This is a genomic window from Pantoea sp. AN62, assembly GCF_050432985.1.
In the GTDB taxonomy this organism is placed as follows: domain Bacteria; phylum Pseudomonadota; class Gammaproteobacteria; order Enterobacterales; family Enterobacteriaceae; genus Pantoea; species Pantoea brenneri.
This window is the reverse complement of sequence record NZ_JBNPYB010000005.1, coordinates 202,207-227,374: the sequence shown is the minus strand read 5'-3', so window position 1 is coordinate 227,374 and position 25,168 is coordinate 202,207. Positions and strand designations below refer to the sequence as shown.

The following is a 25,168-nucleotide window of genomic DNA, read 5'->3' as shown; positions in this document are numbered from 1 at the left end:
TACGGCTGCGCCGCTACTCTAACTGCTTTCTGGTGTTCCGCATGGCAGAACCCTCTGAATTCGATCCAGCGGCCTCAACCTTGCGGGGACATTTTTTTGGTGCGCCTTGTCGGCAAGGCGGTGGCCGGATCGTCTGGCCAGGGATGTTTAGGATAGCGCCCTTTCATCTCTTTACGGACCTCCGGATATGCACCGCGCCAGAATGCCGCCAGGTCGCGGGTAATCTGTAACGGGCGCTGCGCCGGCGATAACAGCTCCAGCACCAGCGGCACCCGGCCTTCAGCGACGGCGGGATTAGTGGCTTCGCCAAACATCTCCTGAATCCGCACCGCCAGTGCCGGGGGCTTGTCCGCATGGTAGCGGATTGGCAGCCGGCTTCCGGTCGGCACAGTGTAATGAGTTGGCAGCGCACTATCCAGCCGCTGGCGTTGTGACCATGTGAGTAAATGTAATAGCGCGTTGACGAGGTCCACCGATTGCAGCGTTTTCAGATCGCGGACGGCGGACATCTGCGGCAGCAACCATTGTGGCAGGCTGTCGAGCAGCGCGGCGTCATCGACCGCTGGCCACGGCTCTTCCGGCAACCATTGTGCGGCACACTGGATGCGCAGGCGCAGCTGCTCCGCCTGAGGCGTCCAGCCCAACACCGACAGCCCCTTTTCCGCCACCCAGCGCAGAATAGCCGCCTGCAGCACCGCCGGTTCCGGACGGGCCAGCGGCTGGGTTTTCAGCACCAGCGCGCCAATCTGCTCACGTCGCAGGGTGCGCAGGGTGCCCTTCTCCTCATCCCATTCGACTTCAGTCCGCCGCTCAATCAGCGCAGGCTGCTGCTGACACAGCGCCTCAATGTCGACCGGCAACGCCAGCAACATCCGCGCATCCGGCGTGGTGCTGCCCTGTAACAACGCCGGAGCGATCAGCCACGCATTGCGCGTCAGACCATCCTGCTGATCCAGCATGGCACCCAGGCCGTTGGCCAGCTGATAGCGGCCGCTCTCGTCACGCCGGCGCGCCAGCCGATCACCGAAGCCCACCGCCAGTAAGGCGGCAAAACGGTCGTCGTCCACCCGGCCGCCGCTGACCTTAAGCCGTCGCTGCCACTGCTGCGCCCGACGCAGCCACTGCGGTTGCGGCCGGTGCAGCGCATCGCGCAGATCGGCGCTGCCGCTGCGCGGGGGATCTTCCAGAATCGCCACCAGCAGCGCGGCAGTAGCGACCGCATCGGCATCCTGACCGGCGGCGCACAGCATGGCCGCCAGCCGGGGATCGCAGCCCAGCGCTGCCATCCGCCGTCCCAGCGTGTTGAGCAGTCCATGACTGTCCAGCGCGCCAAGGCGGGTTAACTGCTGCTGTGCCGCCGCCAGATGTCTGGCCGGAGGCAGATCTAGCCACTGTAGCTGTTGCGGCTGGGTACAGCCCCACTGCAGCAAATCGAGCCACAGCGATGACAAATCACTGTGCAGGATCTCCGCCTCGCTCTGTGCCGCCGCGCGAGACGCCTGCTCCTGTGGCAGCAGATGCAGACAGATGCCCGGCATTAAACGCCCGGCACGTCCGGCGCGCTGGGTCATGGAGGCCTGGCTGTTGCGCTGGGTCTGCAGACGGGTCACGCCGCTGCGGGCATCAAACAGCGCGCTGCGTTCCAGCGCACTGTCGACCACCAGCCGGATCCCTTCTATCGTCAGGCTGGTCTCGGCAATATTGGTGGCGAGCACCACTTTCCGGCGTCCTTGCGCCGCAGGAAGGATCGCCCGACGCTGCGCCGCCAGCGGCAGTGCGCCATACAGCGGCGTCAGATCGACGTCATCGCTAATGCGTGATTCCAGCTCGCGTCTGACCCGTTCGATCTCCGCCACGCCGGGCAAAAACAGCAGTAACGATCCCCACTCATCGCGCAGCAGCTGCGCCACTTCACGCGCCACGGCTTCCTCGAAACGCACGGTTGTGTTCAGTGACGCGTAGCGCCGTTCAACCGGATAGCTGCGCCCTTCCGACACGATCAGCGGCGCGTCTGGCAACAGCGCCGCCAGCCGCGCATTGTCCAGCGTGGCTGACATCAGCATGATCTTCAGATCGTCGCGCAGCCCCTGCTGGACATCCAGCAGCAACGCCAGCGCCAGATCGGCCTGCAGGCTGCGCTCGTGGAACTCATCAAGGATCACCAGCGAAACCCCGTCCAGCATCGGATCGTGCTGTAGCATCCGCGTCAGCATCCCTTCGGTGACCACTTCCAGCCGGGTCTGCGGCCCGACACAGCTTTCGCCGCGCATCCGGAAACCGACCGTGCCCCCCGGCTGCTCACCCAGTTGCTCCGCCAGCCGTTGCGCCACGTTGCGCGCCGCCAGCCGACGCGGCTCCAGCATGATGATCCGGCCTGGCAGATCCGCCTGCTGCAATAGCTGCAGCGGCAGCCAGGTTGATTTGCCCGCGCCGGTCGGCGCCGCCAGCAGGATTTGTGAGGCGCGGCTCAGTGCCGCCAGGATGTCAGGCAGCACCGCGCTGACCGGTAAATCGCTCACAGCAAACTCCGCTTCTGCCTGTGCTAAGATGGCGCGCATTGTAGCATCCATCCGTGATATTTGCCGGAGAGCGCCATGTCGACCCAACGCTTATTTTTTGCCATCAGCCTGCCTGACGCGATGCAGCAACAGCTGGTGCGCTGGCGGGCCGATACCTTTTCCGCCGAGGCGGGCCGCCCGGTAGCCGCCGCCAATCTGCACCTGACGCTGGCGTTTCTTGGCGAGGTGACGCCAGAGACCGCACAGCGGCTGCAAACCCTGGCGTCGCGCATTGTACAGCCGGCGTTTGATCTTGATCTGGATGACGCCGGTCACTGGCCACGTCCCGGCGTGGTGTGGCTCGGCTGCCAGCGCGCGCCGCGCGGTCTGTTGCAACTGGCCAGCCTGTTGCGAGCGCAGGCCGCCCGCCACGGCTGTCATCAGAGCCCGCAGCCGTTTCATCCGCACATCACGCTATTGCGACAGGCAACGCAGCCGGTCGCCCTGCCGCCACGCGGCTTTCACTGGCGCTTTCGCGTCGCGCAGTTTTCCCTGTTCGCCTCTGACTTCGCTCAGGGCCGGACCCGCTATCGTGCGCTGGCCAGCTGGCCGTTACAGCCTTAATCAGGACGCTTATGGATTTTTCTCCGCCCCTCAAACCCGCTCGCTTGATCGCCCGTTACAAGCGTTTTCTAGCCGATGTCGAAACCCCCTCCGGCGAGATCCTGACGATTCACTGCGCCAATACCGGTGCCATGACCGGCTGCGCCACGCCAGGCGATCGGATCTGGTACTCCACCTCAGACAACCTGACGCGAAAATACCCGCACAGCTGGGAGCTGACCGAGACACAACAGGGCCACTGGATCTGCGTCAATACCCTGCGCGCTAATCAGCTGGTGGCTGAAGCGCTCGATCAGCAACGCCTGCCCGAACTGGCCGGTTATCAGCAGCGACAGGCAGAAGTGAGATATGGCAGTGAAAAAAGCAGAATTGATTTTCTGCTCAAGGCGCAGGACCGACGCAACTGCTATATTGAGGTGAAATCCGTAACCCTTTTACATGAAGGAAAAGGTTATTTTCCGGATGCGGTGACGGTTCGGGGACAGAAACATCTGCGCGAGCTGGCTATGGTCGCGGCAGAAGGTCATCGGGCCGTTTTGTTGTTTGCCGTTCTGCACTCGGGGATTGAGGACGTTTCCCCGGCGCGTCACATTGACGTGGCTTACGCAGAGCAACTGGTCCAGGCGCAGCGGGAAGGCGTGGAGGTTTTAGCGTATCAGGCGGACTTATCCGCAGCGGGCATGTTTCTTAAAACGCCGCTTAACGTAAGCTTGTAATATCTTTTGCAATTTTATGTGATAAGAATGTTCTATGCTAAGGCCCGATTACGCTGTTCCTCACAGGCTTGTCAAGGTGTGTTCACGAATAATTGCCAACCTTGACTGCTTCTGTTATTTATAGCGGCCTGTTTTTTTCCCCAATGGGGGATCGATGTACCCCGTAGATGTCAAACAGCAGGCTAGCAGCAACGCACCTGCAAGACGAAAGTCGAAGGGTATAGTGCGTGTTATCCAGGAGAAACAACATGCAAGAAGGGCAAAACCGTAAAACATCGTCCCTGAGTATTCTCGCCATCGCTGGGGTGGAGCCTTATCAGGAGAAGCCGGGCGAAGAGTATATGAACGACGCGCAGCTGACCCATTTTCGCAAGATTCTGGAAGCCTGGCGTAATCAATTGCGGGACGAAGTCGATCGTACCGTATCGCATATGCAGGATGAAGCTGCCAACTTCCCGGACCCGGTTGACCGTGCCGCGCAGGAAGAGGAGTTCAGCCTGGAGCTGCGTAACCGCGATCGCGAACGTAAACTGATCAAAAAGATCGAGAAGACGCTGAAGAAAGTCGAAGATGACGACTTTGGCTATTGCGATTCCTGTGGCGTTGAGATCGGTATCCGCCGTCTCGAAGCGCGTCCAACGGCCGATCTCTGCATCGACTGTAAGACGTTAGCAGAAATTCGTGAGAAACAAATGGCCGGCTAATGCCGCGTCCAGCACGTTGCCACGCAGTGGAACACCAACCGGTTTTTCCGCTGCGTGGTCACGTTTAACGCCTATGACCGCCTCCTGCATTGGCCGCTTCGCCCCCTCTCCGTCTGGTGAACTTCATTTCGGCTCGTTGATTGCTGCGTTAGGCAGCTACCTGAGCGCACGTGCTCAGCAGGGTATCTGGCGGGTACGGATTGAAGATATCGATCCGCCACGTGAAGTGCCGGGCGCAGCCTCGCGTATTCTGCATCAGCTGGAACATTACGGGTTAACCTGGGATGGCGAGGTATTGTGGCAGTCACAGCGCCATCAGGCTTACCGCGACGCGCTGGCCTGGCTTCAGCAGCATCGTCAGAGTTATTTCTGTACCTGTACCCGTCGTCGCATTCAGCAGATCGGCGGTTTCTATGATGGCTACTGCCGCGATCGGCAGCGCGGGCCGGAGAATGCCGCCCTGCGTTTGCGGCAGCATAACCCGGTCCTGGCGTTTGACGATCGGTTGCGCGGCCACGTGCAGGCGGACCCGCGACTGGCGCAGGAAGATTTTATCATTCACCGTCGCGATGGCCTGTTTGCCTACAACCTGGCGGTGGTGGTCGACGATCATTTTCAGGGCGTCACCGAAGTCGTTCGCGGGGCGGATTTGATTGAGCCGACAGTGCGGCAGATTGCGCTTTATCAGCAGTTTGGCTGGCCGGTCCCTGACTATCTGCATTTACCGCTGGCGCTGAATCACGACGGCAATAAGTTGTCGAAGCAGAATCATGCGCCGTCACTGCCGGATGGCGATGCCCGGCCGCTGTTAGTCGCGGCGTTACGCTTCCTCGGACAGCCGGTTTCCAGCGGCTGGCAGGACTTAACGCAGGACAAACTGCTGTCTGACGCGGTGTCGCAGTGGAATATCGCTTTGATGCCCCAGGACAACGCCCTGAAACCGGATGCAGAGACAACAGCATTCTCAAATGGTTCTCAACAGGCTATGATTAGCCGCTGATTTTACCTACACCCTTTTACGCCACTGTCGAGGTGTCCCATTTTTACCCGAGTAGCTAATTTTTGCCGGAAAGTCCTGAAGCGTGATGAAGAGGAAGCCCCTGCAGAGGTTGAACCAGAGAGTCATATGACCATCATTCCTCGTGAAAGCCACACCATCTCACGCAAAGACATCAGCGAAAATGCCCTCAAAGTGCTCTATCGCCTGAATAAAGCCGGTTATGAAGCCTATCTGGTAGGCGGTGGCGTGCGCGATTTGCTGCTGGGGCAAAAACCCAAGGATTTCGATGTCACCACCAACGCCACGCCAGAGCAGATGCGCAAGCTGTTCCGCAACTGTCGCCTGGTTGGCCGCCGTTTTCGTCTGGCGCACGTGATGTTTGGTCCGGAAGTGATTGAAGTTGCTACCTTCCGTGGTCACCACCAGGTGGAAGAGAGCGAAGACGATCGCAACAGCTCGCAGCGCGCCCAGAGCGGCATGCTGCTGCGCGACAACATTTTCGGCACCATCGAAGATGATGCCCAGCGCCGCGATCTCACCATCAACAGCCTCTACTACAGCGTCGCCGATTTCAGCGTCCGTGACTATGTTGGCGGTCTGCAGGATCTGCAACAGGGCATCATTCGTCTGATTGGCGATCCGGAAACCCGCTATCGCGAAGATCCGGTGCGGATGCTGCGCGTTGCGCGCTTTGCCGCCAAACTCAACATGAGCATTGCGCCGGAAACGGCTGAGCCGATCCCGCGTCTGGCCTCGCTGCTGCGTGATATTCCGCCCGCGCGCCTGTTCGAAGAGTCGCTTAAGCTGCTGCAGGCTGGCTACGGTTACAGCACCTATCTCAAGCTGTGTGAATACCAGCTGTTCCAGCCGTTGTTCCCGACGCTGGCGCGCAACTTCACCGAGCAGAGCGACAGCCTGATGGAGAAGATGCTGGCTCAGGTGCTGAAAAACACCGATAACCGCATCCACAACGACATGCGCGTCAATCCGGCCTTCCTGTTTGCGGCGATGTTCTGGTATCCGCAGCTTGAAGCGGCCGAACGCATTGCGCAGGAAAGCGGCCTGACCTATTTTGAAGCCTTTGCGATGGCGATGAACGATACGCTGGATGAAGCCTGTCGTGCGCTGGCGATCCCGAAACGTATCACGTCGCTGATCCGGGATATCTGGCAGCTTCAGTTACGCATGTCGCGTCGCCACGGTAAACGTGCCTGGAAACTGATGGAGCATCCTAAGTTCCGCGCCGCGTATGACCTGCTGGCGTTGCGCGCTGAAGTGGAGAATAACCCGGAACTGCTGCGCCTGAGCCAGTGGTGGGGTGAATTCCAGGTGGCGGCACCGCCACACCAGAAAACCATGCTCAACAACCTTGGCGACGATCCGGCACCGCGGCATAAATCACGCCGTCCACGCCGTCGTCCTTCGGCACCGCGTCGCGATAATCAAAACGCCTCATGACCCGGGTTTACCTCGCGTTAGGCAGTAATCTGGCCGATCCGCTGCATCAGGTTGATGCAGCGCTGAGCGCACTGGATGCGTTGCCAGAGACGCAACGCATCGCCACCTCGCCGTTCTATCGTACGCCGCCCTACGGCCCACCCGATCAGCCTGACTTTCTTAACGCCGCCGTGGCGCTGGAGACCGGGCTGAGCGCGGAGGCGTTGCTGGATCATACCCAGCGGATTGAGCGGGAGCATGGCCGGGTGCGCAAGGCAGAGCGCTGGGGTCCACGCACGCTGGATATCGACGTGATGCTGTTTAGCGACGCGGTGATTAACAGCGATCGCCTGATTGTGCCGCACTATGACCTGCTGAACCGCGCCTTTATGCTGGTGCCGCTGCTGGCAATCGCACCCGACGCCACGCTGCCGGATGGCCGGGCGCTCAGCGCCGTGCTTGCCACGCTGGATAGCAGCGCTATCCGTCTCTGGCACGCCTGAGCACACAATCACACATCTTCGATTCCGCTCTTTAACGCTATCCAGTAAACTGCGCCCATCAGAATTTCTGAGTTGAGAGCGCCATGAAACCCACCACAATGTCCCATCTGCGTCAGTGGAAAGCCGACGGCAAAAAATTCGCCACGCTGACCGCCTATGATTTCAGTTTTGCCCGCCTGTTTGCCAACGAAGGCATTCAGGTGATGCTGGTTGGTGATTCCCTCGGCATGACGGTGCAGGGCCACGATTCCACCCTGCCGGTCACGGTCAGCGATATCGCCTACCATACTGCCGCCGTCCGGCGCGGCGCGCCACAGGCGCTGCTGCTGGCCGATCTGCCATTCATGAGTTATGCCACACCACAACAAACCTTCGACAATGCCGCACAGCTGATGCGTGCCGGTGCCAACATGGTGAAGCTGGAAGGCGGAAGCTGGCTGGCAGAGACGGTACGGATGCTGACCGAGCGTGCGGTACCGGTCTGCGGGCACCTTGGTCTGACGCCACAGTCGGTCAATATCTTTGGCGGCTACAAGGTTCAGGGCCGGGATGAGGCAGGCGCAGAGCAGCTGATGACCGATGCGCTGGCGCTGGAAGCGGCGGGTGCACAGCTGATGGTGCTGGAGTGTGTACCGGTTGCGCTGGCTCAGCGCGTAACCGCTGCCCTCTCCATTCCGGTGATCGGCATTGGGGCCGGCAACGTAACCGATGGGCAGATTCTGGTAATGCACGATGCGCTGGGCGTGACCGGCGGGCATATCCCCAAATTTGCTAAAAACTTCCTCGCCGCGACCGGCGATATCCGCGCCGCGATTCGCCACTATATCGCCGAAGTCGAAGCCGGAACCTACCCGGCGGCAGAGCACAGCTTCCAGTAATTCAGGAGAGTAACCGTGTTGATCATTGAAACGCTGCCGATGCTGCGCCGTGAAGTGCGTCGCTGGCGGCAACAAGGTAAGCGCATCGCGCTGGTGCCCACCATGGGCAATCTGCACGAAGGACATTTAACGCTGGTCGATGAAGCACGTTCGCGCGGCGACATCGTAATCGTCTCCGTCTTCGTCAACCCGATGCAGTTTGATCGCGCTGACGATCTGGCGCGCTATCCGCGTACCCTGCAGCAGGATTGCGAGAAACTGAACCGCCATCAGGTTGATGTGGTGTTCGCCCCGTCACCGGCTGAAGTCTATCCGCACGGCCTGAAGAATCAGACCTTTGTTGAAGTGCCGGTGCTCTCTTCGCTGCTGGAAGGGGAAACCCGCCCCGGTCATTTTCGCGGCGTGGCAACCATTGTCAGCAAGCTGTTTAACCTGGTTCAGCCGGACATTGCCTGTTTCGGTGAAAAGGATTTCCAGCAGTTGGCTATCATTCGCAAGATGGTGGCTGACATGGGCTTTGACATTGAGATTGTCGGCGTGCCTACGGTGCGCGCCAAAGATGGCCTGGCGCTGAGTTCGCGTAATGGCTACTTAACCGCTGACGAGCGTAAGCTGGCGCCTGCGCTGAGTCAGGTAATGAATCAGATGGCGGCGCGGCTGGCTAACGGCGAGCGCCACATTGAAGAGATCATCGAAGCGGCCAATCAGACGCTGCTGGAGCGGGGATTACGCCCGGATGGCCTGGCCATCTGCGATGCGGAAACCCTGCAACCGCTGACGGTTGACAGCCAGCGCGCCGTGGTACTGATGGCGGCCTGGCTGGGTAATGCCCGTTTAATCGATAATCAAACTGTCGACCTGACGCAGTAAGCTGCATCCGCTGAAGGTCATTTTATTTCTCGTCTGACAAGGTTTCTGGCTATGATTCGCACTGTATTACAAGGCAAGTTGCACCGCGTGAAAGTTACGCAGGCGGACCTCAACTATGAAGGCTCCTGTGCTATCGATCAGGACTTCCTTGATGCGTCCGGCATTCTGCAATATGAAGCGATTGATATTTACAACGTCACCAACGGCCAGCGCTTTTCGACCTACGCCATCGCCGCTGAACGTGGCTCCAAAATCATTTCGGTCAACGGGGCGGCGGCGCGCTGCGCCTGTGAAGGCGACATTCTGATCATCTGTTCCTACGTGCAGGTCGAGGATGCGGAAGCGCGCCAGTGGCAGCCTAAAGTGGCCTACTTTGAGGGCGACAACCAGATGAAGCGGCTGGCGAAAGCGGTGCCGGTGCAGGTTGCCTGATCGAAAAAAGGGCCGCCGATCAGCGATCGGCGGCCCTTTTTTTGCTGACCTGACGGTCGTTACACCGGTTTAGTGGCGAGCGATTTAGACGGCTTTTTCATGGTAAACAGGAAGTTGAACCAGCCACGTTTTCTCAGCAGACACAGCGTCCACGGCAGCGCCAGCGCCACCAGAAAAGCGGAGATAAACTTCAGGTCGTTTACCCAGGCTGACGGGCTTTCAAATTTCACAATCTTACTGAAGAACTGAATCGCCAGATAATGCGACAGGTAAAAGACGATTGAGTTGACCCCGATGTAGTAAACCAGATCCGACTTCAGCTTCAGCGCAATCCAGACAAAGAACGGCACCGACAACAGCGCCAGCGGCGACAGTAAAGCCGGCGAGTTGGTCTCCAGCACAAAGATATTCAAGCAGGAGAGCAGCACAAAGCTTAACAGTGAAATAAATAACGTCGGGCCATGCTGCACTTTATCCGCAATATCGACCTGTTTTCTTACCACGTAGTCACCGAGGTAGAAGAAAACGAACAGGTAGAACGACTTATTCACGTGGGTGTTATCGAAGCTGGCGAATACGCTGTCAGGATCGATCGCCGGAAGGCCCCAGCTCAGCCCCATACAAACCGCGAACACCAGCAGGAACGGCAGGTGACGGGCAAAGATAATCACCACAAAGAAAATAAACAGCGACTGCAGGAACCATGTCATATCGCCCCCGCCCGTCAGGTGGGACAGAATGATATTCAACGGTGACTGCGGCGTATTGGCCATTGAGCTAAAGACGATCTTTAACCCGCCATAAATAATCACCCATACCACGAAAGGATAGAGGATGCTGCGGATCTTATTATTAAAAAAGGGACCCAGGCCTTTTCTTAATCCCGCATCGACAAATAAACCTGAAACGAAAAACATCAGTCCTAATCGAACTGGTGCAAGCATTTCATTTAACAGGCTACTGAAGGCGGTAAAGTGTCCGGCATTATTATGCACGGCGATAGTGCTATGCAAAAAAATGATTGCGAGAATACTCAATCCCCGCAGATTATCGATCCACGTAATACGATTCATCTTTTCCTGCCTTTTAATTAAGACTGGCCCTGATTTACCGGCCATCTTTCTTACTGAACTCTCAACATTCCCCCATTTCCATCCATGATCAAGGAAATAACGTTAATCTGACGGTATTTTGCTAACTCGGCTTCAATTAAACAACAGCCAGCTATTCATCCAATTCCTAAAAATTTTTTAACTGAGTTAAATCAGCGCGATATAAAGGAAGCAGGGGTTATTATCAGATAATACTTAGGGTTATTTTATTGCCAGTACCGCGGAGACTGGCATTAATGCCAGCAGCAGAGGAAGAATAATCAGCCGGGGTGGGATTAAGATGTTATTAAAAGGTTAAATTAGATACCGGCCACCAGCTTAAATCGGCCAGTCTTTATACGGTCAAAAAAAAGCCACGCCGTTTTCACCGCGTGGCTGCTTTGTTGAGAGCGGCAATCAGGTACGTAATCCGCGACCGCGCTGAATCAGGGTATATACCAGACCATAGAACACCACGATAAAGGCGATCAGCACCGACAGAGTAAATACCAGTGGCACGTCGTTAATACCGAGGAAGCCGAAACGGAAACCGCTGATCATATAAACGATCGGATTAAGTTTCGAGACCGCCTGCCAGAAAGGCGGCAGCAGCGTCAGGGAATAGAATACCCCGCCGAGATAGGTTAACGGCGTCAGCACAAAGGTCGGGATCAGGCTGATGTCATCAAAAGTCCGGGCGAAGACTGCATTCAGCAGGCCGGCCAGCGAAAACAGCACCGCAGTCAGCAGCAGCGTCACCGCCACCATGGTCCAGGAGTGGACATGGAACGGCACAAAGAACAGCGAAATGGCGGTAACCAGAATGCCGACGCAGACGCCACGCGCTACCCCGCCGCCCACGTAACCGGCGATGATAATGTGGGTCGGCACCGGTGCGACCAGCAGCTCTTCAATATTGCGCTGGAACTTGGCGCTGAAGAACGACGAGGCCACGTTGGCATAGGCGTTGGTGATCACCGCCATCATGATCAGACCCGGCACGATGAACTGCATATAGCTGAAACCGTGCATCTCACCAATCCGCGAGCCGATCAGGTTACCGAAGATGATGAAGTAGAGCGTCATGGTGATCACCGGTGGCACCAGCGTCTGGATCCAGATGCGGGCAAAACGGTTGATCTCTTTGGCCCAGATGCTCTTCAGCGCCACCCAGTACAAATGTGTCATGCTTTTGCTCCTGTTTTTCCCTGCGTCAGGCCGACGAACAACTCTTCCAGACGGTTGGCTTTGTTACGCATGCTCAGCACCTGCACGCCCTGCGCGCTGAGCTGGCTGAACACGCTGTTCAGACCCTGCTCCCGTAACACTTCCACTTCCAGCGTCGAGGTATCCACCAGACGATACTGGAAGCCTTCCAGCGTCGGTAACGGACTGCGCGGCGCCAGATCGAGGATGAAGGTTTCCGATTTAAGCTTGGAGAGCAGTTCTTTCATTGAGGTGTTCTCGACCAGTTCCCCGCTCTGAATAATGCCGATATTGCGGCACAGCATTTCTGCCTCTTCCAGATAGTGGGTGGTGAGAATAATGGTGGTGCCCTTGGCGTTGAGATCTTTCAGGAACACCCACATTGAGCGTCGCAGTTCGATATCAACCCCGGCGGTTGGTTCATCGAGGATCAGCAGCTTAGGTTCATGCATTAACGCCCGGGCGATCATCAGACGGCGCTTCATGCCGCCGGAGAGCATCCGCGCCCGTTCGCTACGTTTTCCCCACAGATCGAGCTGCTTCAGGTACTTTTCCGCCCGCTCATTGGCTTCGCGACGTTCGACGCCATAGTAACCCGCCTGGTTAACTACGATTTGCATCACCGTCTCAAACGGGTTGAAGTTAAATTCCTGCGGCACCAGACCGAGCTGGCGTTTGGCGTTGACCACATCTTTTTCCAGATCGTAGCCAAATACCCGGACGCTGCCGTCAGATTTGTTGACCAGCGAACTGATAATACCGATGGTGGTTGATTTACCGGCGCCATTCGGTCCCAGCAGTGCATAAAAATCACCGGCCTCAACGTTAAGATCGATACCCTTCAGCGCCTGCACGCCGCCGGGATAGGTCTTGGTCAGCCGGGAAAGTTCCAGTGCATAAGTCATTCCGAATCCATACCCTGTTTTGATGGCAATTTAATGCCGTTTAAATTTGTGAAGCCTTCGCCTATAGTACGCGCACGCACTCTGCGCAGTAACCGGTCGCTCAACGCCATGACAGATATCGATACCCTGATCAGTAATAACCGCGAATGGTCCAAATTACTGGTCGAAGAAGATCCCGGCTTTTTTGAGCGGCTCGCCCAGGCCCAGAAACCGCGCTTCCTGTGGATTGGCTGTTCTGACAGCCGCGTCCCCGCCGAACGTCTGACCGGACTGGAACCGGGTGAACTGTTTGTCCACCGCAACGTCGCCAATCTGGTGATTCACACCGATCTCAACTGTCTTTCCGTGGTGCAATACGCCATCGAAGTGCTGGAGGTTGAACACGTCATTGTGTGTGGTCATTATGGCTGCGGCGGCGTGCAGGCGGCGATGGATAACCCGGAACTGGGGTTGATCGACAACTGGCTGCTGCACATCCGTGACCTCTGGTACAAGCATAGCGTGTTGCTGGGGGAACTCTCGCCGGATAAACGTCTGGATAAACTGTGCGAAATCAACGTCGTTGAACAAGTCTATAACCTGGGACACTCGACCGTGCTGCAATCTGCCTGGAAACGCGGGCAGAATGTCTCACTGCATGGCTGGGTTTACGGCATTCAGGACGGCTGCCTGCGTAACCTTGATGTTACGGCAAACAGCCGCGAAATCCTTGAACAACGCTACCGTCACGGCATCGCTAATCTGTTGAATAGCGATAAATAAGCGGAGTCAGGCGCGACACAGCCTACACGAAGCAGGCGGTGCTGGCCTTGGAAGAATGTGCGGTGCGCTGTAATCAGGATTCGATCGGCACCACTTTGCCGATATACGGCAGATGGCGATAGTGCTGCGCATAGTCGATACCAAACCCAACCACGAACTCATCCGGGATGGCAAAGCCGACGTACTCAACGTTGACCTCTACTTCACGGCGTTCCGGCTTATCCAGCAGGGTACAGATCGCCAGTGATTTTGGCTGACGCAGCTGCAGGATTTCGCGCACCTTACTCAGAGTGTTGCCGGAGTCGATGATATCTTCGACGATCAGCACATCTTTGCCACGGATATCTTCATCCAGATCTTTCAGGATTTTCACATCGCGGCTGCTGGACATGCCGCTGCCGTAACTCGACGCGGTCATAAAGTCGACTTCGTGCGGGACATCAATCGCGCGGCACAGGTCGGCCATAAACATAAAAGAGCCACGCAGCAGCCCCACCAGCACCATATCGCTGCCGCTGTCACGGTAATGGTCGTTAATCTCTTTGCCCAGTTCAGCGATGCGCGCGGCGATTGCCTGTTCAGGGATCATCACTTCAACAGTGTGTTTCATTGCTTTCAGCCCGGTTACGTCAGAAAAGCCACGAAGTCTATCATAGAGAGTAGCGCGGCGGCTGCGCCAGCCTTAAAGCAAACGATACCGTGGTGAAAATTATTGCGCCCCGGCGAGGGGCGGTGCAAATGCGCATTACCTTAGAACTTTCTGGCATTTACCAGCATGATTCGCTGCATGGTAGCCTTTATCCAACATATCGTTACTCCACTCGTGCCGCTGGCCGGAGATCTCAATGACTTCATCATCAAGTAAAAAAACCCACATCGGCGATCGCCCGCTGCATCCTGAAACCCAGATGCTGAATTACGGCTATGACCCTCGCCTCTCTGAAGGCGCGGTCATGCCGCCGGTGTTTCTGACCTCAACCTTTGTGTTTGACAGCGCTGAAGAGGGACGGGATTTCTTTGACTATGTGTCAGGCCGGCGTGAACCGCCAGAAGGCAAATCGGGTGGACTGGTCTATTCGCGGTTTAACCATCCCAACAGTGAAATCGTTGAAGATCGGCTGGCGGTCTATGAGCAGGCGGAGAGCTGTTCGCTGTTCTCTTCCGGTATGTCAGCAATCGCCACTACCCTGCTGACCTTTGCCCGGCCGGGTGAGGTTATTCTGCATTCTCAGCCGCTGTATGGCGGTACCGAAACGCTGCTGAGCAAGACGCTGCACAATCTGGAGATTAAGGCGGTCGGCTTTAGCGACGGCAATGACGAGGCCAAAGTGCGGGAGGCGGCGCAGCAGGCGATGGCGCTGGGTCGGGTAGCGATTATCCTGATCGAGACGCCGGCAAACCCGACCAATAGCCTGGTGAACATCCGTCTGATGGCGCGGATCGCCGATGAGATCGACCAGCAGCAGGGTTCACGTCCGATTATCGCCTGTGACAACACCCTGCTCGGCCCGCTGTTTCAGCAGCCGCTGACGCTGGGCGCGGACCTGTCGCTCTACTCGCTGACCAAATACGTTGGCGGCCATTCCGACCTGATTGCCGGTGCGGCGATGGGCAGTAAAAAGCTGATGGGGCAGGTCCGGGCGCTGCGCAGTGCTATCGGCACTCAGCTCGATCCGCACTCCAGCTGGATGATCAGCCGATCGCTGGAAACGCTGTCGCTACGAATGGAGAAAGCGTTTCACAACGCCGAAGCGGTGGCCGCCTTCCTGCGCGATCATCCTAAAGTGGCGAAACTGCACTGGCTGCCTTATCTGGATGAAGCGAGTGCAGAAGGCAAAACCTACCGCGAGCAGTGCAGCGGAGCCGGTTCGACCTTCTCGTTTGATATTGCTGGCGGCCAGCAGGCAGCCTTCCGTTTTCTCAACGCCCTGTCGCTGTTCAAGCAGGCGGTCAGCCTTGGCGGCACCGAGTCGCTCGCCAGCCATCCCGGCAGCACCACGCACTCCGGTGTGCCGCAGGCGGTGCGTCAGCGTATCGGCATCACTGACGCCACGGTGCGGCTGTCGATTGGTATTGAGAACGCGGGTGACCTGATTGAAGATATCAGGCTGGCGCTGGATCAGGCCTGATTTAGCTGACGGTGAACCCGAGCATCATGCCGGTATCTTCATGCTCCAGCAGATGACAGTGGGCCATATAGGCATGTTCGGCGGCGGCGACGTAACTGAAGCGCACCAGCACTTCACTGCGCCAGCCGTCGACATTCACCATGTCTTTCCAGCCCTGACGATGCGGCGCCGGTGGTTTGCCGTTCTCTGACAGGATACGGAACTGCGTACCGTGAATATGGAACGGATGCAGCATCGCGTCACCCTCGCCGGAAATGGTCCATTTTTCCGTTTCATCCAGTTTTACCGCGAATGACGGCTGGGTCATATTGAATGCCTGGCCGTTGATCTTATTGCCGCTACGGAAATCGTAACCGGCCGGTTGCGCCATGCCGTGCATGCTGTGATCCATCGGCTGATCGTGACTGGCCGCCGGTTTATCGTGCGCCATCGGCATCGTAGGATGACCGCCTTTGCCCATCGCCTTGTCACCGTAGCGCTGCATCAGCGCCTGCATCCCCTGCTGATCCAGCTGAGGATCCATCATCAGTTGTAGCCAGCGACTGGTCAGCCCCTCGGTTTTCGGCAGCGGCGGCAGCGTTGCCAGCCGATCCGGCAGCGTGCCGCTGGCCATCACCCGCAGCGGTAAAATCTGCACCAGCGGCAGCGGTTGATCGAACGGTGCCAGCGTCATGCCCATCTGCCCGACCGGCAGAGTCACCAGATCAAAAGCCTTACCATCCCCGGTATCGATCATCACTTCAAAGCGCTCGCCCGGCAGCATCGGCAGTGATTCCAGCCTGACCGGCTCTGCCAGCAGTCCGCCATCACTGGCGATGACATAGAGTGGACGCCGATCGCTGGCGGCGATGTCCAGCGAACGGGCATTGCAGCCGTTGAGTAAGCGCAACCGCAGCCAGCCGCGCGGTACGGCTTGCTGCGGATATTGCACGCCATTGGTCAGCATCATGTCACCAAACCAGCCGACCGCAGCGCGCATCACGTCCAGCTGGTAATCGATGCGGCTGCCATCCTGGGTCAGCTGTTTGTCCTGAAAGATCAGCGGTACGTCATCAGCGCCCCACTGAGTAGGCAGCCGCAGTTTGCCGATCTCGTTATCTTCCAGCAGGATCAGCCCCGCCAGTCCCTGTGCCACCTGATGACCGGTTTTCCCGTGCAGATGCGGATGATACCAGCAGGTTGCTGCCGGTTGATCGGGCGTGAAAGAGACCTGCCGGGTGTCGCCAGCGGCGATGCTGGCCTGCGGCCCGCCGTCAACTGCGCCAGGGATCTCCAGCCCGTGCCAGTGCAGCGTCGTCGCTTCGTTCAGCCGGTTATGAATGTTCACCGTGGCGGGCTTGCCGCTTTGCAGCCGGATCGCCGGACCGAGCAAATTGCCGTTATAGCCCCAGGTCGGCACCGCTTTGCCATTCCACTGACTGGTACCCTGCATCGCGGTCAGCGTGTACTGGCCGTTAGCATCCGGCGTCAGCAGCGAGGGAACGGGCAGCAGCGGGCGGCTGGCGGCCATCAGCGAGCGGCTCCAGAGCGGCAGCGCCCCGGCGGCACTCAGGGCGGCGGTGAGTTTCAGGAAATGGCGACGTTGCATGGTGATCATCCTTGTGGCATGAGAACAGACAGCCTAAACCCTGACCTTATGGGAAGGTCAAGTGTTACCCGCCAGAATGAGCCGAAAAAAGCCGGAGAGCCGCACGGTACGGCAAATTAATCGAAAACCTGATAGCAACTGTGCTAACGTCATTAACAATATCCATTGAAGAGAACGATTATGAAGCAAAGCATTAAGATCCTGCTGCTGACGGGACTCCTTGGCTTCTCCTCCACCAGTTTTGCCCTGAGCGAATCCGAAGCGGAAGATCTGGCCGATCTGACGGCGGTGTTCGTCTATCTGAAAAATGATTGCGGCTATCAGGATCTGCCGGATGCGCAGATTCGTAAAGCGCTGGTGTTTTTTGCTCAGCAGAACCGCTGGGATTTAAGCAACTACAGCAATTACAACATGAAGGCGCTGGGTGAAGAGAGCTATCGTGACCTGAGCGGCATCGCCATCACTAACGATAAAAAATGCAAGTCGCTGGCGCGTGATTCGCTGAGTCTGCTGGCCTACGTCAGATAACCCTCTCCCCTCTCTTCTGCTGGACATTTGACCGTGCAACCACGGTCAGAGTTAGCTATGATGTGCCGCCCATTTTCATGGCGATGTCATCAGAGGAGAGCCCCACCATGGCCCAAAATGAAATGTGGTATGAAACCCTTCATGCCGGTTTTGGCCAGTATTTCACGATTGATAAACAGCTCTATCGTGAGAAAACTGCGCATCAGGATTTAATCATTTTCGAAAATGCCGCGATGGGTCGCGTGATGGCGCTGGACGGTGTGGTACAGACCACCGAGCGCGACGAATTTATCTATCATGAAATGATGACCCACGTTCCTCTGCTGGCGCACGGTGCGGCGAAAAGCGTGCTGATTATCGGCGGCGGCGATGGCGCAATGCTGCGCGAAGTGTCACGTCATCCGCAGATCGAAAAGATCACCATGGTGGAGATTGATGCGGGCGTGGTGACGTTCTGCCGTCAGTATCTGCCGAACCACAGCGCCGGTGCCTATGACGATCCGCGCTTTACCCTGGTGATCGACGACGGGGTTAACTTTGTTAACCAGACCCGCGAAAAATTCGATGTCATCATCTCGGACTGCACCGATCCGATCGGTCCTGGCGAAAGTCTGTTTACCTCAGAATTTTATGCCGGCTGCAAAGCGGCCCTTAATGAAAATGGCATCTTTGTGGCGCAGAATGGCGTCTGCTTCCTGCAGCAGGACGAAGCGGTCAACAGCCATCGCAAACTGGGTCACTATTTTGCCGATGTCAGCTTCTATCAGGCGGCGATTCCGACCTATTATGGCGGCATCATGACCTTTGCCTGGGCCAGTGACAATCCGGCGCTGCGCCAGCTCGATAGCGCGACGTTACAGGCGCGTTTCGAGGCCGCTGGCCTGACCTGCCGTTACTACACACCGGCAATCCATACCGGCAGTTTTGCCCTGCCGCAATATCTGTTGAATGCGTTATCCGCCACGCGCTGATGGCACATTTCTAAGGGGGTGAGTGAAATTGCAAAAGCTAAAACTACATGGCTTCAACAACCTGACTAAGAGCCTGAGTTTTTGTATTTACGATATTTGCTATGCGAATACTGAAGCTGAACGTGATGGTTATATTGCCTATATTGATGAGCAATATAACGCCAACCGTCTGACCGAAATTCTGACCGAGACCTGCTCGATCATTGGTGCCAACGTGCTGAACATTGCGCGCCAGGATTATGAGCCGCAGGGCGCGAGCGTCACCATTCTGGTCAGCGAAGAACCGATCGATCCGAAAGATATCGATAACTCGGAACACCCTGGCCCGTTACCGAATTCGGTGGTGGCCCATCTGGATAAGAGTCATATCTGCGTACACACCTATCCGGAAAGTCATCCGGAAGGCGGACTGTGTACCTTCCGCGCCGATATTGAAGTCTCTACCTGCGGCGTGATTTCACCGCTCAAAGCGCTGAACTACCTGATTCACCAGCTGGAATCTGACATCGTCACGGTCGATTACCGGGTGCGCGGGTTTACCCGTGATGTGAAGGGGATGAAGCACTTTATCGATCACGAAATAAACTCGATCCAGAACTTCATGTCGGAAGATATGAAAGCGATGTATGACATGGTGGATGTGAACGTTTATCAGGAAAACATCTTTCATACCAAGATGTTGCTGAAAGAGTTCGATCTGAAGCACTACCTGTTTAATACCAAACCTGAAGATCTCAGCCCACAGGAGCATAAACGGATTACCGACCTGCTGTGGAAAGAGATGCGTGAAATTTATTACGGCAGAAATATCCCGTCTGTGGGTCTGAAGACGCTGTAATCCTTGCGGGCGGCGCGCTGTGTCTGGCAGCCGCCGCTTACCGTTGTTGCCGCTGGCGGTTATGCCGTCAGCAACAAGCCGATCCCACGCTCCCGCAGCCCATGCCGGGCAGCCTCTTCCAGCCGCTCATCGGTCACAATATCGGTCAGGCTCTCCAGCGGCGCGGCGCAAAACAGCGACCAGGAACCATATTTACTGCTGTCCGCCAGCAACACCCGACGCCCGGCATTGGCCAGCAGATCGTGCTTCAGCCCGGCTTTCTCCTCGGTTGGAGTAGTAATGCCGCGCTCAAGGCTCCATGAATTACAACTGACAAAGGCGATATCCGGATTGATGCTGCGCAACAGTCGACGGCCATGTTCGCCAATACAGGACTGGCTGGAGTCGTCGATGCGGCCACCGATAATCGTTACCTCAATCTGCCTGAATTCCGATAAAAACAGCGCAATGTGCAGATCGGCGGTAATCACCCGCAGCGGCAGATGGGTCAGCTGGCGCGCCAGTTCCAGCATAGTAGTACCGGCATCCAGCACCACCACGTCGCCCGCCTGAACAAAGCTGGCAGCACAGGCGGCTATCGCCTGCTTTTCCGCCAGATTACGCTGCATTTTTTCCAGCGTGGTCGGCTGCGTAGGTATGAACCGATTGAGGGTGACGCCGCCATGACTGCGGCTGATCACCCCTTCTTTATCCAGCTTAATCAAATCACGTCGAATCGTGGCCGGCGAGGCGGAAATCGCACTGACCAGTTGCTCAACAGTCACCAGATTATGGCTTTTCAGGTAATCCATAATCTGGTCAAGACGGCTCTGTCCCTTCATATTTCCCTATGCGAGCTGCATCGCGAGTTTGATAGAGATCGCCATGCTCTCAGACTTCGCTTTACCTGTCCAGGCGATATCAAACGCCGTGCCGTGGTCCGCCGAGGTGCGGATAAACGGCAGGCCCGCAGTGATGTTCACCCCATCGTAGAATCCCAGCAGCTTCAGCGGAATGTGTCCCTGATCGTGGTACATTGCCACCACCATATCGTACTGCCCTTCCTGACATTGCAGGAATACCGTATCCGGTGGACAGGGGCCCGACACCGCGATGCCCTGTGCTTTCATTGCCGCAATCGCCGGGGCGACCGTAGTCATTTCCTCATCACCAAACAGGCCATTTTCACCGGCGTGCGGATTGACGCCCGCCACGGCGATGCGCGGCTGGGTAAAGCCGACCCGACGCAGGAAGGTGTCCGCCATGCCGATCACCGTCTCAATGCGTGAACGGCTCAGGGTATCGAGGAATTTACGCAGCGCAATATGGGTGGTGACGTGAATGACCTTCAGCTTATCGGTATAGAGCACCATGGCGTAATCCTGAGTGCCGGTCAGGTGCGCCAGCAGTTCAGTGTGACCCGGATAGAGATGACCCGCCGCGTGCAGCGCCTCTTTGTTGAGTGGCGCGGTGGCAATAGCCTGTACCTCGCCCGCCAGCGCCAGTTCGGTGGCGCGCTTCACGCAGCGCCACGCCAGATCGCCCGCCTGCTTCTGCACCATACCTGGCTTTAGCGCTTCAGGATCGGCTAACGGTTCATCGATCACGTTAATGATGCCGGGCGCAAAGTGGGCCGATGCCACCCGATCCACAATCCGCAGTTCCGCCTGTGGCGTAATGTTCATCGCCATAATCCGCCGCAGCGTCGCAGCGCAGCCGACAACCACCGCTGGCACGCCATTCAACTCACCTTCCAACAGCGATTTGATAATGATTTCCGGGCTGATGCCCGCCGGATCGCCCATGGTGACCGCAATAATTTTACTCACTCGACTTCTCCTCAATAAAACCAATGGCTGCTACCAGGGTGTTTTCATCACCAAAGCCACCGGCTTTGGTCATCACCGGCAGGGTAAATTCACTGTTAAGCAGAACCCCGTGCGGCACACAGCCCGCCACCAGGCCCTGAATCTGAAATCCGCTGGCACCCAGAGCCTGAGCGACGGCAATCGCCACGTCGCCGCCAGACAGATAGAGCGCATGCGGGAGCTGGCTGTCACACAACGTGCGGGTCATCTCACCGAGCAACTGACAAATCGCTTCGCCCAGTTGCTGGCGCGTCAGCTGAAACTGCTGGCAGAGCATTTCAATCTCATGCCGCTGTGAAGCATGCTGACAGGTGCGGATCACCGTATGTCGTCCCTGACGTAGCGCCGCTGTGGCTTGTCCCAGCCAGTCCGCTGCATCGGGCCAGGCGGGCTGGCGGAACAGCTGACGGATATCAACATCCACCACCGTCACCTGCCGCTGGGTCGCCAGCGTGGCGATCTGCTGCTGTGCGCGGCTGCTCATCGAGCCGATAACCGCCAGTACCGGTCGTGCTGCGTGGACACCTGCGTCAACCGCCGTACCGCTAACTCTCCTTTCCGCCGATGACGACGGCGCAGGCCGGGCGGCGAGATGGCGGCCCAGTGCCTCGCTTAAGCCTGCCGCACCCACCAGCAGCGGTTTTTCACTCAGCCGTGCCGCGGCTGCCATCAGGCGAGCCAGGTCAGTGTCGTTTTCAGCATCGACCACCAGCACGCCGCGGGCGTCCGTTAAGCGCTGCTCAAGCCGATCGCTGCGCAGGGTGGCGAGATCGATCTGATCCCCGTCGATGTGCAGTTGCTGAAGCACGCTGGCGCTGACGATGGGGGTTTTGGGATCGCTGGCAAATTCGGTATCCGTCAGCAAACGATCGCCAAGCCAGACCTGACCGGCACGCGTAGTGCGGCCGAGGTACGGCACGGCCGGTGCTACCAGCGCCAGACGTTTACCGCTGGCTGCCAGCGCCGCCCGCAGTTCAGCAGCGACATTGCCCCGCAGCGTGGAGTCGATCTTTTTAAACAGCCAGCCCTGCGCAATCTGCGGAGCGTAGTGGCCCACCGCCTCAGTGATCCGCTCTGCCGCCACCACGGGCGTGACTGCCCGACTGTCGGTGCTGATTACCCAGACATCCGCTGCCTCGCTATCTGCAGGCGTCGTTGGGCTGAACAGCACCTGAACCCGGGCACCGGCCTGTGCCAGCCCACTGCCTGCATCATTGGCTCCGGTAAAGTCATCGGCGATGACCACTACCGGGGTTTTCCACCATGACGAACTCATCGTCTCTCCTGTCAGGCTATTGCCGCTGCAATTGATTATATTCAATCATGATTGATTATATGTGAGCAAGATCAAATTAATCGAAATCGATATGTCCTATAAAATTAGCCACAGCAAGGGGATTACGTCAGCGTTACTCTGAGCGATATCAATCATTGCTTCAGAAATTACCAACAAGGGTGTGAGATGAATATCAACAGCACGGTGATCAGCGGCTATCAGACGTTGAACGACATGCGCTATCTGCTCGACGGCATCACGACAGCGTTAGTGGTAACCGATAACAACATTGAAGCCATTCCCGCCGTGCAGGCACTGGTGGGACAACTCCGGCAGCAGATCCCCGGACTCAGTGTGGTGAACAGCGTTCCGCCAGAGCCAGGCCAGCATGATGTGGCGGCGATTGTCAGCGCCCTGCCAGCGCAGGAGGTTGAACTGGTGATTGGCATCGGCGGCGGCAGCGTGCTGGATGTCGCTAAGCTGCTGTCAGTGCTGTGCGCCGGGGATGCGCCGTCACTGGATGCGCTGCTGGCAGGCGAGAAACCGCAGCGCCGCGTTCGCTCGCTGTTGATTCCGACCACCGCCGGGACCGGCTCGGAGGCCACGCCGAATGCGATTCTGGCGATTCCGGAGAAACAGACCAAGGTTGGCATTATTTCACCGGTGATGTTGCCCGACTGGGTCGCGCTGGTGCCGGAACTCACCACCAGCATGCCGCCGCATATTGCTTCATCCACCGGGATTGATGCGCTGTGCCATCTGATTGAGTGCTTCACCGCCACGGTCGCCAATCCGGTGAGCGATAACTATGCGCTGATCGGCATGAAGAAGCTGTTCGCCAGCCTCGAAACCACGCTACGTGAACCACACAATTTAGCGGCGCGACTGGAGATGCTGTGGGCCTCATACTACGGCGGTGCATCGATTGCCCACGCCGGGACGCACCTGGTCCACGCCATGTCCTACCCGCTCGGCGGCAAATATCATCTGCCGCACGGCGTTGCCAATGCCATTCTGCTGGCCCCCTGCATGCGCTTTGTCCGGCCCGCGGCGGTGAGCAAATTTGCTCAGGCTTACGATCTGCTGCCCGAGGCTGATACCGGCTTAAGCGAGGAGCAGAAATCTCATGCGCTGGTCGATTACTTCAGCGCACTGGTTCAGCGCCTGCAGCTGCCGGCCAGCCTGGAAGCGCTGGGCATCAGCCCGGATCACCTGCCCTATTTAGTCGATGCGGCGCTCGACGTGCAGCGCCTGATGAAAAACGTGCCGCTGGCCGTGACGGCGGACGATGTGCGCGCAGTCTACCTGACGCTGTTTCCTTCTCACCCGGCGCAATGAGGATTGCCATGAACAAAAAAATAACCGGGGTACTGACCGCCATCGTTACCACTTTTGATCGCGACGGTGAGTTTAATCCGGCTGCCCAGCGTGAGCAGGTGCGACGCCAGCTCGATGCCGGTAACGGTATTTTCTGCGGCGGCACCAACGGAGAATTCTTTGTGCTGAATCAGCAGGAGAAGATCGCGGTCACCGAAACCTGCGTCGATGAAGTCAACGGCCGTGCGCCGGTGGTGGCGCACATCGGTGAGATATCAACCCGTGAAACCATCCGCCTCGGTAAGCAGATCGCCAGGCTGGGCGTTGATGCCGTCTCGGTGATTACGCCATGGTTCGTGCCGTTAAAGCAGCAGGAGCTGATCGCGCATTACCACGCCGTTGCAGACGCGCTTGAGGTGCCGCTGTTCCTTTACAACATCCCGGCGCGTACCGGCAATACTCTGCAGCCTGACACCGTCAGGACGCTGGCGGCACATCCGAACATCATCGGTATCAAAGATTCAGCCGGCAGCTACCAGAGTCTGAGTGGCTTCCTGCAGGCTGCCGACGGCATCGATCACTTCGATGTGCTGAACGGCCCCGACTCGCTGATTCATCAGGGGTTCGTCGATGGCTGCTCCGCCTGCATTTCCGGGCTGGCAAACGTGGCGCCCGAGGCGATCAACGCCATCTGGGCGCAGTTTAACGCCGGCGATATTGCCGGTTCGCATCAGGCACAGGAGCGCGTCACCGGTTTACGCACCGATCTCTATAACATCGGCTTCTCTCCTGCTGCGGTGAAAAAGGCGGTCAGCCTGCTGGGCTTTGACGTAGGTGACAGCCGCTATGCGGTGCAGTTCAGCGCCGATCAGCAGCAGCAGATCCGCCAGATCGTCAATCAGTACCTGCAGTAATCGCCAGCAGGGCGGATGCCCTGCGTCTTCGGCAGGACCGGGGTGAGGTCCTGAAACGACACCGCGAACCGCTCGCGGCTGGCACCAATGACTCATCACCTTTTGGCGTGTCGTCAGCCTGCCCTGCCGGGGAA

Annotated in this window: 25 protein-coding genes; 16 read left to right on the top strand and 9 right to left on the bottom strand. The window is 57.7% G+C overall.

From position 1 onward, the window contains the following. Window positions 1-74: 74 nt before the first annotated feature. On the bottom strand, window positions 75-2,558 hold the full coding sequence (gene hrpB, locus FHW04_RS08135; protein ID WP_179420076.1) for an ATP-dependent helicase HrpB: 2,484 nt from the start codon (window positions 2,556-2,558) through the stop codon (window positions 75-77). 36 nt (window positions 2,559-2,594) lie between these two features. Here hrpB and thpR point away from each other — a divergent pair, with 36 nt between their 5' ends. The 9 genes from thpR to panD all read left to right on the top strand — a co-directional run bounded on the left by thpR (window position 2,595) and on the right by panD (window position 9,662). Next, window positions 2,595-3,122, top strand: a complete 528-nt coding sequence (gene thpR, locus FHW04_RS08130; protein WP_046289201.1) for an RNA 2',3'-cyclic phosphodiesterase — start codon at window positions 2,595-2,597, stop codon at window positions 3,120-3,122. Between the two features lie 11 nt (window positions 3,123-3,133). Beyond that, complete coding sequence (gene sfsA, locus FHW04_RS08125; RefSeq protein WP_069728414.1) at window positions 3,134-3,838, top strand: DNA/RNA nuclease SfsA; 705 nt, start codon at window positions 3,134-3,136, stop codon at window positions 3,836-3,838. A 248-nt stretch (window positions 3,839-4,086) separates the two neighbouring features. Beyond that, complete coding sequence (gene dksA, locus FHW04_RS08120) at window positions 4,087-4,542, top strand: RNA polymerase-binding protein DksA (protein WP_031375735.1); 456 nt, start codon at window positions 4,087-4,089, stop codon at window positions 4,540-4,542. A 73-nt stretch (window positions 4,543-4,615) separates the two neighbouring features. Beyond that, window positions 4,616-5,542 (top strand): tRNA glutamyl-Q(34) synthetase GluQRS, encoded by a 927-nt coding sequence (gluQRS, locus tag FHW04_RS08115; RefSeq protein ID WP_069728415.1) that lies wholly within the window; start codon window positions 4,616-4,618, stop codon window positions 5,540-5,542. A 39-nt stretch (window positions 5,543-5,581) separates the two neighbouring features. Beyond that, the gene (pcnB, locus tag FHW04_RS08110) at window positions 5,582-7,000 is read left to right on the top strand and encodes a polynucleotide adenylyltransferase PcnB (RefSeq protein WP_206108874.1); all 1,419 of its coding nucleotides are present in this window, start codon (window positions 5,582-5,584) and stop codon (window positions 6,998-7,000) included. Then, window positions 6,997-7,482 (top strand): 2-amino-4-hydroxy-6-hydroxymethyldihydropteridine diphosphokinase, encoded by a 486-nt coding sequence (gene folK, locus FHW04_RS08105; protein WP_089561394.1) that lies wholly within the window; start codon window positions 6,997-6,999, stop codon window positions 7,480-7,482. Before pcnB ends, folK begins: the two co-directional genes overlap by 4 nt. Before the next feature lie 83 nt (window positions 7,483-7,565). Continuing rightward, window positions 7,566-8,360 carry a 3-methyl-2-oxobutanoate hydroxymethyltransferase gene (gene panB, locus FHW04_RS08100; RefSeq protein ID WP_069728416.1) on the top strand — a complete coding sequence of 265 codons (795 nt, stop codon included), beginning with the start codon at window positions 7,566-7,568 and terminating at the stop codon, window positions 8,358-8,360. Window positions 8,361-8,375: 15 nt separating this feature from the next. After that, a complete protein-coding gene (panC, locus tag FHW04_RS08095) occupies window positions 8,376-9,230 on the top strand; it encodes a pantoate--beta-alanine ligase (RefSeq protein ID WP_031375739.1) in 855 nt (284 codons plus the stop codon). A gap of 51 nt (window positions 9,231-9,281) precedes the next feature. After that, window positions 9,282-9,662, top strand: coding sequence for an aspartate 1-decarboxylase (gene panD, locus FHW04_RS08090; RefSeq protein WP_031375740.1), 381 nt, complete (start codon window positions 9,282-9,284; stop codon window positions 9,660-9,662). 59 nt (window positions 9,663-9,721) lie between these two features. On the opposite strand, the gene FHW04_RS08085 is transcribed toward panD, so the two are convergent. The 3 genes from FHW04_RS08085 to FHW04_RS08075 form a co-directional block, all read right to left on the bottom strand. Beyond that, window positions 9,722-10,735: an acyltransferase family protein gene (locus FHW04_RS08085; RefSeq protein WP_046289199.1), complete on the bottom strand. Its 1,014-nt coding sequence runs from the start codon at window positions 10,733-10,735 to the stop codon at window positions 9,722-9,724. A 435-nt stretch (window positions 10,736-11,170) separates the two neighbouring features. Further along, on the bottom strand, window positions 11,171-11,941 hold the full coding sequence (locus FHW04_RS08080) for an ABC transporter permease (RefSeq protein ID WP_089561393.1): 771 nt from the start codon (window positions 11,939-11,941) through the stop codon (window positions 11,171-11,173). Further along, window positions 11,938-12,864, bottom strand: a complete 927-nt coding sequence (locus FHW04_RS08075) for an ABC transporter ATP-binding protein (protein WP_031375742.1) — start codon at window positions 12,862-12,864, stop codon at window positions 11,938-11,940. The genes FHW04_RS08080 and FHW04_RS08075 overlap by 4 nt, the downstream gene beginning before the upstream one ends. Window positions 12,865-12,972: 108 nt before the next feature. Between FHW04_RS08075 and can the strand changes: the two genes are divergently transcribed. Continuing rightward, window positions 12,973-13,626, top strand: a complete 654-nt coding sequence (gene can, locus FHW04_RS08070) for a carbonate dehydratase (RefSeq protein WP_089561410.1) — start codon at window positions 12,973-12,975, stop codon at window positions 13,624-13,626. A gap of 73 nt (window positions 13,627-13,699) precedes the next feature. On the opposite strand, the gene hpt is transcribed toward can, so the two are convergent. Then, entirely contained in the window at window positions 13,700-14,236 is a 537-nt protein-coding gene (hpt, locus tag FHW04_RS08065) for a hypoxanthine phosphoribosyltransferase (RefSeq protein WP_046289198.1), read from the bottom strand. 235 nt (window positions 14,237-14,471) lie between these two features. Between hpt and FHW04_RS08060 the strand changes: the two genes are divergently transcribed. Next, on the top strand, window positions 14,472-15,755 hold the full coding sequence (locus tag FHW04_RS08060; RefSeq protein ID WP_089561392.1) for a cystathionine gamma-synthase family protein: 1,284 nt from the start codon (window positions 14,472-14,474) through the stop codon (window positions 15,753-15,755). A 1-nt stretch (window position 15,756) separates the two neighbouring features. Here FHW04_RS08060 and cueO read toward each other — a convergent pair whose 3' ends face one another. After that, on the bottom strand, window positions 15,757-17,343 hold the full coding sequence (gene cueO / locus FHW04_RS08055; RefSeq protein WP_089561391.1) for a multicopper oxidase CueO: 1,587 nt from the start codon (window positions 17,341-17,343) through the stop codon (window positions 15,757-15,759). Window positions 17,344-17,523: 180 nt separating this feature from the next. Between cueO and FHW04_RS08050 the strand changes: the two genes are divergently transcribed. The 3 genes from FHW04_RS08050 to speD all read left to right on the top strand — a co-directional run bounded on the left by FHW04_RS08050 (window position 17,524) and on the right by speD (window position 19,680). Then, the gene (locus FHW04_RS08050; protein ID WP_009092068.1) at window positions 17,524-17,871 is read left to right on the top strand and encodes a YacC family pilotin-like protein; all 348 of its coding nucleotides are present in this window, start codon (window positions 17,524-17,526) and stop codon (window positions 17,869-17,871) included. Window positions 17,872-17,978: 107 nt separating this feature from the next. Further along, the gene (gene speE / locus FHW04_RS08045; RefSeq protein WP_046289196.1) at window positions 17,979-18,842 is read left to right on the top strand and encodes a polyamine aminopropyltransferase; all 864 of its coding nucleotides are present in this window, start codon (window positions 17,979-17,981) and stop codon (window positions 18,840-18,842) included. A gap of 28 nt (window positions 18,843-18,870) precedes the next feature. Further along, window positions 18,871-19,680, top strand: coding sequence for an adenosylmethionine decarboxylase (gene speD, locus FHW04_RS08040; protein WP_046289219.1), 810 nt, complete (start codon window positions 18,871-18,873; stop codon window positions 19,678-19,680). Between the two features lie 59 nt (window positions 19,681-19,739). On the opposite strand, the gene FHW04_RS08035 is transcribed toward speD, so the two are convergent. From FHW04_RS08035 to dtnK, 3 genes are read right to left on the bottom strand one after another with little or no spacing between them, the layout of a single operon-like run. Next, window positions 19,740-20,501 carry a DeoR/GlpR family DNA-binding transcription regulator gene (locus FHW04_RS08035; RefSeq protein ID WP_089561390.1) on the bottom strand — a complete coding sequence of 254 codons (762 nt, stop codon included), beginning with the start codon at window positions 20,499-20,501 and terminating at the stop codon, window positions 19,740-19,742. 6 nt (window positions 20,502-20,507) lie between these two features. Then, on the bottom strand, window positions 20,508-21,488 hold the full coding sequence (locus FHW04_RS08030; protein ID WP_031376678.1) for a D-threonate 4-phosphate dehydrogenase: 981 nt from the start codon (window positions 21,486-21,488) through the stop codon (window positions 20,508-20,510). Next, window positions 21,481-22,803 carry a D-threonate kinase gene (gene dtnK, locus FHW04_RS08025; protein WP_031376679.1) on the bottom strand — a complete coding sequence of 441 codons (1,323 nt, stop codon included), beginning with the start codon at window positions 22,801-22,803 and terminating at the stop codon, window positions 21,481-21,483. Before dtnK ends, FHW04_RS08030 begins: the two co-directional genes overlap by 8 nt. Before the next feature lie 186 nt (window positions 22,804-22,989). Between dtnK and FHW04_RS08020 the strand changes: the two genes are divergently transcribed. Together FHW04_RS08020 and FHW04_RS08015 are read left to right on the top strand one after the other, a co-directional pair. Then, window positions 22,990-24,141 carry an iron-containing alcohol dehydrogenase gene (locus FHW04_RS08020; RefSeq protein ID WP_046289194.1) on the top strand — a complete coding sequence of 384 codons (1,152 nt, stop codon included), beginning with the start codon at window positions 22,990-22,992 and terminating at the stop codon, window positions 24,139-24,141. A gap of 8 nt (window positions 24,142-24,149) precedes the next feature. Beyond that, window positions 24,150-25,034, top strand: coding sequence for a dihydrodipicolinate synthase family protein (locus FHW04_RS08015; protein ID WP_031376680.1), 885 nt, complete (start codon window positions 24,150-24,152; stop codon window positions 25,032-25,034). The last annotated feature ends 134 nt before the right edge of the window (window positions 25,035-25,168 follow it).

Coding starts and splice junctions, on each gene's coding strand:
- dksA (WP_031375735.1), top strand. CDS start 4,087: ATGCAAGAAGGGCAAAACCGTAAAACATCGTCCCTGAGTATTCTCGCC.
- FHW04_RS08085 (WP_046289199.1), bottom strand. CDS start 10,735: ATGAATCGTATTACGTGGATCGATAATCTGCGGGGATTGAGTATTCTC.
- FHW04_RS08020 (WP_046289194.1), top strand. CDS start 22,990: ATGAATATCAACAGCACGGTGATCAGCGGCTATCAGACGTTGAACGAC.
- cueO (WP_089561391.1), bottom strand. CDS start 17,343: ATGCAACGTCGCCATTTCCTGAAACTCACCGCCGCCCTGAGTGCCGCC.
- panB (WP_069728416.1), top strand. CDS start 7,566: ATGAAACCCACCACAATGTCCCATCTGCGTCAGTGGAAAGCCGACGGC.
- folK (WP_089561394.1), top strand. CDS start 6,997: ATGACCCGGGTTTACCTCGCGTTAGGCAGTAATCTGGCCGATCCGCTG.
- FHW04_RS08075 (WP_031375742.1), bottom strand. CDS start 12,864: ATGACTTATGCACTGGAACTTTCCCGGCTGACCAAGACCTATCCCGGC.
- gluQRS (WP_069728415.1), top strand. CDS start 4,616: ATGACCGCCTCCTGCATTGGCCGCTTCGCCCCCTCTCCGTCTGGTGAA.
- sfsA (WP_069728414.1), top strand. CDS start 3,134: ATGGATTTTTCTCCGCCCCTCAAACCCGCTCGCTTGATCGCCCGTTAC.
- dtnK (WP_031376679.1), bottom strand. CDS start 22,803: ATGAGTTCGTCATGGTGGAAAACCCCGGTAGTGGTCATCGCCGATGAC.
- thpR (WP_046289201.1), top strand. CDS start 2,595: ATGTCGACCCAACGCTTATTTTTTGCCATCAGCCTGCCTGACGCGATG.
- can (WP_089561410.1), top strand. CDS start 12,973: ATGACAGATATCGATACCCTGATCAGTAATAACCGCGAATGGTCCAAA.
- speE (WP_046289196.1), top strand. CDS start 17,979: ATGGCCCAAAATGAAATGTGGTATGAAACCCTTCATGCCGGTTTTGGC.
- FHW04_RS08015 (WP_031376680.1), top strand. CDS start 24,150: ATGAACAAAAAAATAACCGGGGTACTGACCGCCATCGTTACCACTTTT.
- hrpB (WP_179420076.1), bottom strand. CDS start 2,558: ATGCGCGCCATCTTAGCACAGGCAGAAGCGGAGTTTGCTGTGAGCGAT.
- FHW04_RS08050 (WP_009092068.1), top strand. CDS start 17,524: ATGAAGCAAAGCATTAAGATCCTGCTGCTGACGGGACTCCTTGGCTTC.
- FHW04_RS08080 (WP_089561393.1), bottom strand. CDS start 11,941: ATGACACATTTGTACTGGGTGGCGCTGAAGAGCATCTGGGCCAAAGAG.
- hpt (WP_046289198.1), bottom strand. CDS start 14,236: ATGAAACACACTGTTGAAGTGATGATCCCTGAACAGGCAATCGCCGCG.
- panD (WP_031375740.1), top strand. CDS start 9,282: ATGATTCGCACTGTATTACAAGGCAAGTTGCACCGCGTGAAAGTTACG.
- FHW04_RS08035 (WP_089561390.1), bottom strand. CDS start 20,501: ATGAAGGGACAGAGCCGTCTTGACCAGATTATGGATTACCTGAAAAGC.
- FHW04_RS08060 (WP_089561392.1), top strand. CDS start 14,472: ATGACTTCATCATCAAGTAAAAAAACCCACATCGGCGATCGCCCGCTG.